Genomic DNA, 10,431 nt, shown 5'->3' with positions numbered 1-10,431 from the left:
ATGCGAGTCGTGCTGATGCAGATCAGGCTTCGTCTCATGAGCCGTACGCTCAAGGACAAGCGAGGCATCGTCAAAAGCATCCTGGGAAGGGCGCGCAACAGGTTCAACGTCTCCTGTATCGAGGCCGGCCTGAACGACCAGCCCGGCGACGCCGAGCTTGCCTTCGTCACCGTTGCCGACGGCGCCACCCGTGCGAGGGGAATCATGCAGGACCTGGACGAGTGGCTGGCCTCGGAGCGGCCGGATGTGGAGATCACCGATGTGCAGGTCGAGGAGCTGTAATATTGTCTGCTTCACACTGTCATTAAAATATGCTAGCTTTCGTAAGGTGTGAATCTGTCAAAGCGGAGTGAATGGATGGCTCAAGACGACCTCGGCAAACTGACCATCAACAAGGAGAGCTATTCCGCCCAAAAGACAGGCAGAAGCCGCCGTCTCTGGGTCGTCCTCGCCGTCGTTGTCTTGATAGTGGCCGCTTCTGTCTGGCATTGGGTGGTAAACCGCAGTGTTCAAGTCGAGGTCGCCACTATCTCGCTGGTCTACCCATCCCAAACCGTTTCGCTCCTCAACGCCAGCGGCTACGTCGTCGCCCAGAGAAAGGCGGCGGTCTCGGCCAAGGTGACGGGGCGGCTCGATTGGCTCGGTGTCGAGGAGGGGAGCGTCGTCCGGCAGGGGCAACTGCTGGCGAGACTGGAAAGCAAGGATGTGGCTGCCGCGCGGGATCAGGCGGTGGCGAACCTGAAGGTGGCCCGGGACTCCCTGCAGCAGGCACAGGTAGAGCAAAAAGATGCCGCCAGAAACCTCAACCGGGCGAAGGATCTCTTTTCGCAGGGGATCATTTCCAGGGCGGACTTCGATACCGCCGAGGCTCGTTATCAGAAGGACATAGCGGCCACCTCCGGGGCGCAGGCATCGATAAAGGCGGCGCAAGCGGCGGTTGCCGGGGCTCAGGCTGGTGTGGAATATACCGACGTCCGCGCTCCCTTCGACGGTGTCGTGCTCACCAAGAACGCGGACATGGGCGACATCGTCTCCCCGCTGGCAGTTCAGGCGAACGCCAAGGCGGCGGTTGTCACCTTGGCCGACATGGGATCCCTCGAGGTCGAGGCGGATGTCTCGGAAGCAAACCTGGCGAAGGTCCGGGTCGGGCAGCCTTGCGAGGTGGTGCTCGACGCCCTCCCTGATTCCCGTTTTCGGGGAGAACTGCACACCATCGTCCCCACGGCGGACCGGAGCAAGGGGAGCGTGATGGTGAAGGTGCGCTTCATCGACAAGGACAAGCGGATCCTTCCGGAGATGAGCGCGAAGGTAGCCTTTCTTGAGCGACCCGTGCAGCCGGGAGGCGGGACGCCCCAAGTGGCACTGCCACCTTCCGCGGTGGCAAAGCGAGACGGCAAGAATGTCGTTTTCGTGGTCTCCGGCGACAGGGTCATCGAAAGGCCGGTGACGCTGGGGCAGAGAGCGGGTGACATGGTCGAGGCCGTTTCCGGGGTCAAGGCCGGTGAGCGGATCGCCATTAAGCCGCTCGATAAGCTGCGCGACCACATGCGAATCACCACACCGGAAAAGTAGCCATGGAAGCTACCGTCACGCCAATCGTCGTCATCCGCAATCTCTCCAAGAGCTACCGCCGCGGAAGCCAGATCATTCCCGTCCTCTCCGGGATCAACTTCGACATCGCCCGCGGTGAGTTCGTCGCTCTCATGGGACCTTCCGGGTCGGGGAAGAGCACTCTTCTCAACCTCATCGCCGGGATCGACTCGGCCGACCAGGGAACCATACGCATCGGCGGCGTCGAGATCACCACCCTGGGCGAAGCCGAACTCGCCCGCTGGCGCGCCGGCCATGTAGGCTTCATCTTCCAGTTCTACAATCTTATTCCCGTCTTGACCGCCTACGAAAACGTGGAGCTTCCGCTTCTCCTTACCCCTCTGAATCGGCGGGAGCGGCGCGAGCACGTCGAGGCGGTCCTTTCCGTGGTGGGGCTTTCCGACAGGATGGATCACTATCCGGCGCAGCTGTCCGGTGGCCAGCAGCAACGTGTGGCGATCGCCCGCGCCATCGTCACCGATCCCGAAATCCTGGTGGCGGACGAGCCGACCGGAGATCTGGACCGGGTCTCGGCCGAGGAGATCCTGCAGCTCATGGATCAGCTGGTGCGGGCATTCGGCAAGACCATCATCATGGTCACCCACGACCCGCGGGCAGCCGAGAAGGCCCACCTGATCCGGCACCTCGAAAAGGGCGAGTTGAGCGCGACCTAAATGGGCATTCCCTACTCATACAGCTTCCGCAATCTATGGACCAGGCGGCTCACCACCCTCCTCACGGCGAGCGGAATGGGGCTCGTGGTCTTCGTCTTCGCGGCGACCCTCATGCTTGCCGAGGGGCTGCAGAAGACACTGGTGGAGACCGGTTCCCCCGATAACGTCATAGTCATCAGGAAGGCGGCCAACTCGGAGGTCCAAAGCGGTGTGGAGCGGCCGCAGGCGGCTCTGGTGGCGAGCCAGCCGGAGGTGGCGATCGGTCCCGACGGCAAGCAGTTGCTGGCCAAGGAGCTGGTGGTGCTGATCAATCTGCGCAAGCGCGGCGGGAACAAGCCTGCCAACGTGATAATCAGGGGGGTGAGCGATGCCTCCCTGAAACTCAGGCCGGCGGTCCGCCTGGTCGAGGGGCGGATGCCTCGCGCCGGCTCCGCCGAGGTCATCGCCGGCTCCAGCATCGCTCGGCGCTTCACCGGGGGCGGGTTGGGCGAGACCGTGCGTTTCGGGATGCGCGACTGGCGGGTGGTGGGCATCTTCGATGCCGGGAACACCGGATTCTCATCGGAGATCTGGGGGGACGTCGACCAGATGATGCAGGCCTTTCGCAGGCCGGTCTACTCATCCGTGACTTTCAGGCTGCGCGACACCAGCGAGTTCGAAGCCTTCAAGACCAGGGTGGAGAGCGATCCGAGGCTGACCGTCGAGGCCAAACGCGAGACGAGGTACTACCTGGACCAGTCGGAAACGATGGCAAAGTTTCTGCGCATCCTGGGGATGGTGCTGACCATCGTCTTCTCCATCGGTGCCGTCATCGGCGCCACCATCACCATGTACGCCGCGGTCGCCAACAGAGTGACGGAGATCGGCACATTGCGGGCGCTGGGCTTCCAGCGGACCAGCATTCTCTCGGCCTTCATCATGGAGGCGCTTCTTCTCGGGCTTTGCGGGGGGATCCTGGGTGTGGTGGCGGCTTCCTTCATGCAGCTCATCACCATCTCCACCATGAACTGGCAGTCCTTCTCCGAACTTGCCTTCTCCTTCACGTTAACCTTCGGGATATTGTGGAAGTCGCTCCTCTTCTCCATGGTCATGGGTTTCATCGGCGGCTTCCTCCCGGCTCTTAGGGCGGCGAGGATGAACATCGTCGAGGCGCTCAGGGCTACGTAAACCATGAACAAAACCATTTGCCACGGAGACACGGAGAACTTCTGAGAAAGCAAAACCTTAAACAATGACAGCTTCACCAACGTAACAGAGCAGTCATTGTGACAAGCGTTGTTAAAGAAGAAAGCCTTTGTATCCAAGGTCTGGCTTAGTGTTTTAGAAGGTGTCTCAGATTTCCTCCGTGTCTCCGTGGCAAACGGTGTCGTTTTTAAAATCCAAAACATTTAGCCACGGAGACACGGAGAATTTCTGAGAAAGCAAAACCTTAAACAATGACATCTTCACCAGCGTAGCAGGAGCAGTCATTGTGACAAGCGTTGTTAAAGAAAGCTTTGTACCCAAAGGTCTGGTTTATTGTTTTAGGTGTCTCAGATTTTCTCCGTGTCTCCGTGGCAGATGGTTTGAGCTTTTGAGGTTTGTGTCTGATGTTCATGATGAAGTACATCATACGGAACATGTTCCGCCACAAGCTCCGCTCCGTCCTCACCGTGGTGGGAGTCGCCGTCGCCGTCCTGGCCTTCGGCCTGCTGCGCACCCTGGTGGGGTTGTGGTATTCCGGCGCCGAGCATGCCTCCGCTACCCGCCTGGTCACCAGGAACGCCATCTCCCTCGTCTTTCCCCTTCCCGTCTCCTATCTTGAACGGATCCGCGGCGTGCCCGGCGTGAGCGAGGTTTCCTACGGCAACTGGTTCGGCGGCATATATATCGACGAAAAGCATTTCTTCGCCAACTACGCCGTCCAGGGCAAGACCTACCTGGACCTCTACCCCGAGTTCCTCCTGGATCCCAAGGAGCGCAATGACTTCCTGCTCGACCGCAAGGGGTGCGTGGTCGGGCGCAGGCTGGCCAAGACCTACGGCTGGAAGGTCGGGGACATCATTCCGCTGAAAGGGAGCATCTTCCCGGGACAATGGGAGTTCGTGCTGCGCGGCATCTACCGAGGCGCGGAAAGGTCGACCGAAGAGCGGATCATGATCTTCCACTGGGAGTATCTCAACGAGACCCTGAGGCGGACCGTACCCCGGCGGGCCGACCAGGTCGGCTTCTACATGATCGGCGTAAAGAACCCCGATATAGCTCCCCAGGTGGCCCTCGCGGTCGATGCTCTCTTCAAGAACTCCCTCGCCGAGACCCTCACCGAAACCGAGAAGGCCTTCCAGCTCGGCTTTGTCTCCATGACCGAAGCCATCATGGTTGCCATCCAGATCGTCTCCTACATGGTCATTGCCATCATCATGGTGGTGGCAGCCAACACCATGGCCATGACGGCGCGGGAGCGGATAGGGGAGTATGCGACACTGAAGACACTCGGGTTCAAGGCTGGACATATCGGTGGTCTGATCTTCGGTGAGTCAATGGCCATCTCGATACTGGGCGGCATCGTGGGCGTGGCGGCCACCTTCCCCGCGGCGCGGTGGATCGAGCTCGAACTGGCCCAGTACTTCCCCTATTTCAGCGTCTCATCCGAAACCGTGATGCTGGAGCTTCTTTCCGCCCTGATCGTCGGGGTCGTTTCCGGCATCTTTCCCACCTGGCGCGGCGCGACCATCCGCATCGCCGACGGGCTCAAACGGATCGGGTGAAGGATTTTTCTTCACTGTTTTGCGTTTTCGGTTATAGTGCGTTTCCTCGGCCTGAAACCAAACCGTTTAGCCACGGAGACACGGAGAACATCTGAGAAGGCAGAGGTTTTCCTGATCAGAAGTACCAATCTTCCCCCAGCTTCCAAAACTGTCATTCCCGAAGCGATTCTGATCGGGAATCCAGCTCCAAAACGACGTGAAATCTGGATCCCCGATAAGGACATTCGGGGATGACAATCTCATAGCGGAAGATTAGCGCTAATCAGTAGAGAGGATGAGGCGGAGCCGATCACTCCGCCCTACCCTACTCGATCAGGTCCCGACCTTACCGGGGGCCTTGCATCACTTCACGTTGACCCACTCGGTCCTCACCGTGCCGCTGCGCACGTTGATCCGGCCGTCGATGGTGGTCTCGCCCACAGAGACGCTGTAGTCGGCCTTGTAGCCCCCCTCGATGATGACGGAGATGGCACGGTTGGCTGTCAGCGAGAAGGTGTTGACCCCTTCTATCATCTGGATCACCGCGCCGTCGGTGGCTGCGTCGTAGGCGGCCTGAAGGGTCGGGTAGCTTGTCGGGCCGATCTTCACCAGAGGGGCCAGGGTGAAGGTTGCGGTGACCGACTTGTCGGCGTCCATGGCTGCGGTGCAACCAGCGGTGCCGCTGCAGATGCCGGACCAGCCGTCAAAGGTGGAGTCCGCGCTCGGCGTGGCGGTCAGGCTGACGCTGCCGCCGGAGAAGTTAGCGCTGCATCCGGTAGCGGAACCGCTGGCGCAGGCGATGCCGGCCGGGGCGCTGGTTACGGTACCGGTCCCCGTTCCGGCAATCGTCACGGTCAGGGTGGGGGTGCTGGCGACAATGCTGTTGGAGGGGAGCGATGGCGCCCCGGCGCCGATGGCATTTGTCGCGGTTACCGTGAAGGTATAGGCTGCACCCTTGGTCAGACCGGTGATTATGTGGGAAAGACCGGTCGTGCCGGCGTTGCTGTCGACGCCGCCGGCCGGGTTGGAAGTCACCGTGTAGCCGGTTATGGCGCTGTTGCCGTTGGATGCCGGAGCGGTGAAGCTCACCGTCACCTGGCCGTTGCCGACGCTGGCGGCACCCATGACAGGTGCGCCGGGAACGGTGGCCGGGATGACGCTGTTGGAGGACGCCGAGGGCGCACCTGTCCCGACTGCGTTCTCGGCGCTTACCGTGAAGCTGTAGGCGACGCCGTTGGTCAGGCCGGTGATGATGTGGGAGAGACCGGTCGTCCCTGCGTTGCTGTCGACGCCGCCGGCCGGATTGGAAGTCACCGTGTAGCCGGTTATGGCGCTGTTGCCGTTGAAAACGGGAGCAAGGAAGCTGACCGTGGCCTGTGAGTTGCCGGCAGTGGCGGACGGAGCGGACGGCGCGTCTGGAACGGTCGCGGGAGCAATGACAGTGAAGGTCGCCCCGCTGGCGGGGGTGGCTGACAGAGGAACACCGTTGACATCCATGCCGCTCGGCAGCGAAACGGTTACGCTGCCGTTGCCTGCCGTTACGGTGTAGGAATAGCTGTAGTGACTGTAATCAACCCTGGTCATGGTGCTCGCGGCCAGGGTGTTTGCACCGTCGAGTGCGATCTGCACCGCAGCGAGATCTGAAACCAGGTCGTTGAAGGTGGCGGTGATGGTGACCTGGTCTCCGGGTTTGTACGGTCCTGACGGCGCATAGCTGATAGTGGCGGAGGTAGGCGCCGGCTTGATTACCTTGCGGATGCGATTGTTGTAATAATCTGCAATATACAGGTTACCGGCGCCGTCTACGGTCACTCCTTCAGGGATAGCGAGGCTGGCTGAGGTCGCCGGACCGCCATCCCCGGCAAAGGCTACCGTACCATTGCCGGCCACGGTGCTGATGATGCCGCTGTCGGCTGCCACCTTGCGGATGCGGTTGCTGTTGTCCGCGATATACAGGTTCCCGGAGCTGTCTACGGTCACTCCATAGGGATAGGTGACGCTAGCCGAGGTTGCCGCCCCGCCATCCCCTGAAAAACCAGAGGTACCGTTACCGGCCACGGTGGTGATGATCCCGCTGTCGACAGCCACCTTGCGGATGCGGTGGTTAGAATAATCCGCAACATACAGGTTCCCCGCCCTGTCAATGGTCACCCCTTCGGGGACGAGGCCGGCTGAGGTGGCTGCTCCGTTATCCCCGGCAAACGCCGCGGTACCGGTTCCGGCCACGGTTGTGATGATCCCGCTGTCGGCAGCCACCTTGCGGATGCGGGCGTTGCCCGAATCGGCAATGAACAGATTCCCGGAACTGTCTACGGTCACACCCCTGGGGTTATAGAGGCTTGCCGCGGTAGCTGCTCCGCCGTCTCCGGCAAAGCCTGCGGCTCCGTTTCCGGCCACGGTGGTGATGATCCCGCTGACGGCGTCTACCTTGCGAATACGGTTGCTGGACTGATCTGCGATATACAGGTTTCCGGAGCTGTCCAAGGTTACTCCCTTGGGGAAATAGAGGCTTGCGGCGGTGGCGGCTCCGTTATCCCCGGCAAAGGCTGCAGTGCCGTTGCCGGCTACGGTGGTAATGATACCTGTTCCGACCGCTACCTTGCGGATGCGATGGTTACTTTGGTCTGCGATAAGGAGGTTGCCAGAACTGTCTACGGTCACCCCCCTGGGGTAATAGAGGTTGGCGGATGTGGCTGTTCCGTTGTCCCCAATGGTTGGAGTACCGTTGCCGGCCACGGTGCTGATGATGCCGCTGTCGGCAGCCACCTTGCGGATGCGGTTGTTGGAAGAATCTGCGATATACAAGTTCCCGGCGCTGTCTACGGTCACTCCATAGGGGTTTTTGAGGCTGGCTGAGGTTGCCGCGCCACTGTCACCGGCAAAATCACGAACACCAGTGCCGGCCACGGTGCTGATGATGCCGCTCTCGGCAGCTACCTTGCGAATGCGCTGGCTGTTGCCCTCTGCGATATAGAGGTTCCCGGAGCTGTCTACGGTCACTCCATTCGGGTATTGTATGCTGGCTCCGCTGGCCGGTCCGCCATCACCGGCGAAGGCTGCCGTGCCGTTGCCGGCCACGGTGGTGATGATGCCGCTGCCGACCGTCACCTTGCGGATGCGGCTGTTATAAGAATCTGCGATATAGAGGTTACCGGCGCTGTCAAATGCCACGCCCTGGGGTAAATAGAGGCTGGCTGAGGTTGCCGCGCCATTATCCCCGGCGAATGTTGCGGTACCGTTGCCGGCCACGGTGCTGATGATGCCGCTGTCGGCAGCCACCTTGCGGATGCGGTTGTTAGAAGAATCTGCAATATATAAGTTCCCGGCGCTGTCTACGCTCACGCCCTTGGGGGAATAGAGGCTGGCTGAGGTGGCCTCTCCGCCATCCCCTGAAAAGCCCGCGGTACCGTTGCCGGCCACGGTGGTAATGATACCTGTGCCGACTGCCACCTTGCGGATGCGGTTGTTATTCGAATCTGCAATATACAAGTTCCCGGCGCTGTCTACGCTCACTGCAGTCGGGGAACGGAGGTTGGCTGAGGTGGCCGGGCCGCCATCTCCGGCAAAAAAAGGATTAAAGCCGCCGCCGGCGCCAGTGCCGGCCACGGTGGTGATTATGCCGCTGGCGGCCGCCACCTTGCGGACACGGTTGTTTTCGTAATCAGCTATATACAGGTTCCCGGAGCCGTCTACGGTCACCCCCCTGGGGGAATAGAGGCTGGCTGAGGTGGCTGGGCCATTGTCTCCCGAAATCCCTCCCGCCACGGTGATGATATCCCCCGGCGAAGCGGCATAGACGCCAAAACTGACGTCCATGAGCATGCTGAGTGCCAGGAGTAGCATGCCCACAACGCGGAAAGCGCTTATCATTCGCCCCGACATTTCTCCAGATAACTTCATAACAACCTCCTGCTGCCAATTTATATCCTGATTAGTACCAATCTTCCGCCGGCTTCCAAAACTGTCATTCCCGAAGCGATTCTGATCGGGAATCCAGCTCCTAAACTACGTGAAATCTGGATCCCCGATAAGGGCATTCGGGGATGACAATCTCATAGCGCATCCACATAGGGTCAAACCTACACATTGCACTTCGTCAATTGTGTAGGTTTGACCCTTTGGATTCTTGGACCCTTTGGATTCTTGGTTTTACGACCAGTTCGCCAAGGCGCTGGCGTGTTCGAGAGAATACCGGGAGCCTGTCGGACTTTCGGCAAGAACTGCCTGGGCCCGACAGGCTCCCGGTTCTAGTGGATTTTAAGCCTGTCAACAGTCACCTTACCGCTTCTCACCTTCAAAGTGCCGTGCAGCGAGGTGACGCCATTACTCGTCGAGTACCCCGTGTCGAATCCACCATCGATAAAGACTGCGATATTACGGCCGAAGATCAGGTCCTCCGTGAACAGGAACTCACGTGTTTCTATGGTGCCTCCGTTGGGAGCCGCGGCGTAGGCGGCCTGGAGCTGGCTGAAGTAGCTCTGCGTCGCCCCGTCGACGCGGGCAGGCTGGGCGTAGGTGAAGTTAGCGGTAACCGCCTTGTCTGCGGTCATGGTCACGGTGCAGTTACCGACCGCCGCGGTGCAGGCCCCCGACCAGCCGCTGAATACCGAATCGGCATCGGGCGTCGGAAACAGGGTAACCGTGGCTCCGCTGGCGAAATAATGGGTGCAGGTTCCGGAGGTGCAGGCGATCCCCGCCGGTGAACTGTTCACCGAACCAGCGCCGCCGTTGCTGCTGCCTAGGGTGACGTCGAGCCTGGGTCCTGCGTCCAGGGTGAAGGTGGCGTTCACCGTATGGTTGCCGACGACGTTGCTGAAGGTGACGCTGAAGCTCTTCTGGTTGCCGATGGTCTGCGACACATTGTCCACCGTGACCGAGGCGATGTGGTATCCCGCGTTCGGTGTGACCGACACCGCTGCCGAATTCGCCCCGTAGTTCACCGTCTGGCTGGCGCTGATGGTACCGTTGGCACCCGACCCGGTGGTGATGCTGTAGGTGTTGAGGGCGAAGTTCGCCTTAACGTTCATACTGGCTGCGACGTTGCTGACAGTCAGTGCGGTGGCCGTGCCCAGAATTTTACCGCTGCCATCGGTCCAGTTGATCAGGTGGTAGCCGGTATTCGGTACGGCGGTGACAGCAGTGGCGCTAGCGCCGTAATTCACGGTCTGGCTCGCAGTGCCGCTGATGGTGCCGTTGGCCCCTGCGGCGAAGGTCAGCGTGTAGGTATTGATGGCGAAACTGGCCGTTAATGTCTGGTTGGAGGTGATCCAGCTCGAATAGCTGTAACTGGAGACCGCTCCCAGGGAGGCGCCGTTGACCGTTGCACCCGTCACGTGATAGCCGGTGTCAGGCTTGATGGTGTAGGTGGGCATGCTGCCGTAATTAACCACCGTCGGCCCGACAATGCTCCCGTGAGCCCCGGGGCTCAGGGTGACGGTGTA

At 60.5% G+C, this 10,431-nt stretch carries 7 protein-coding genes; 5 read left to right on the top strand and 2 right to left on the bottom strand.

The genetic code is table 11. From position 1 onward, the window contains the following. From AC11W3_RS13680 to AC11W3_RS13660, 5 genes are all read left to right on the top strand, one after another. Positions 1-282: DUF503 domain-containing protein (locus AC11W3_RS13680; protein WP_484091307.1), on the top strand; the 282-nt coding region annotated here is incomplete at its 5' end. Between the two features lie 75 nt (positions 283-357). Then, the gene (locus AC11W3_RS13675; RefSeq protein ID WP_484091308.1) at positions 358-1,572 is read left to right on the top strand and encodes an efflux RND transporter periplasmic adaptor subunit; all 1,215 of its coding nucleotides are present in this window, start codon (positions 358-360) and stop codon (positions 1,570-1,572) included. 2 nt (positions 1,573-1,574) lie between these two features. Continuing rightward, on the top strand, positions 1,575-2,264 hold the full coding sequence (locus AC11W3_RS13670) for an ABC transporter ATP-binding protein (RefSeq protein ID WP_484091309.1): 690 nt from the start codon (positions 1,575-1,577) through the stop codon (positions 2,262-2,264). Then, entirely contained in the window at positions 2,265-3,431 is a 1,167-nt protein-coding gene (locus tag AC11W3_RS13665; protein ID WP_484091310.1) for an ABC transporter permease, read from the top strand. Positions 3,432-3,853: 422 nt separating this feature from the next. Continuing rightward, positions 3,854-5,011: an ABC transporter permease gene (locus AC11W3_RS13660; RefSeq protein WP_484091311.1), complete on the top strand. Its 1,158-nt coding sequence runs from the start codon at positions 3,854-3,856 to the stop codon at positions 5,009-5,011. Positions 5,012-5,353: 342 nt separating this feature from the next. On the opposite strand, the gene AC11W3_RS13655 is transcribed toward AC11W3_RS13660, so the two are convergent. Both AC11W3_RS13655 and AC11W3_RS13650 read right to left on the bottom strand, forming a co-directional pair. After that, the gene (locus AC11W3_RS13655) at positions 5,354-8,890 is read right to left on the bottom strand and encodes an NHL domain-containing protein (RefSeq protein WP_484093161.1); all 3,537 of its coding nucleotides are present in this window, start codon (positions 8,888-8,890) and stop codon (positions 5,354-5,356) included. A gap of 347 nt (positions 8,891-9,237) precedes the next feature. Then, a partial coding sequence (locus AC11W3_RS13650) for an InlB B-repeat-containing protein (RefSeq protein WP_484093160.1) occupies positions 9,238-10,431 on the bottom strand: 1,194 nt, incomplete at its 5' end.

The sequence above is a fragment of the Geomonas sp. genome, from assembly GCF_056994735.1.
Note: the sequence above shows the minus strand (reverse complement) of the source record. Positions and strands in the feature narration are given on the sequence as shown.

What these genes read in the sequence shown, in the direction of transcription:
- AC11W3_RS13670 (WP_484091309.1), top strand. Translation starts at nt 1,575, where the DNA reads ATGGAAGCTACCGTCACGCCAATCGTCGTCATCCGCAATCTCTCCAAG.
- AC11W3_RS13655 (WP_484093161.1), bottom strand. Translation starts at nt 8,890, where the DNA reads ATGAAGTTATCTGGAGAAATGTCGGGGCGAATGATAAGCGCTTTCCGC.
- AC11W3_RS13660 (WP_484091311.1), top strand. Translation starts at nt 3,854, where the DNA reads ATGTTCATGATGAAGTACATCATACGGAACATGTTCCGCCACAAGCTC.
- AC11W3_RS13675 (WP_484091308.1), top strand. Translation starts at nt 358, where the DNA reads ATGGCTCAAGACGACCTCGGCAAACTGACCATCAACAAGGAGAGCTAT.
- AC11W3_RS13665 (WP_484091310.1), top strand. Translation starts at nt 2,265, where the DNA reads ATGGGCATTCCCTACTCATACAGCTTCCGCAATCTATGGACCAGGCGG.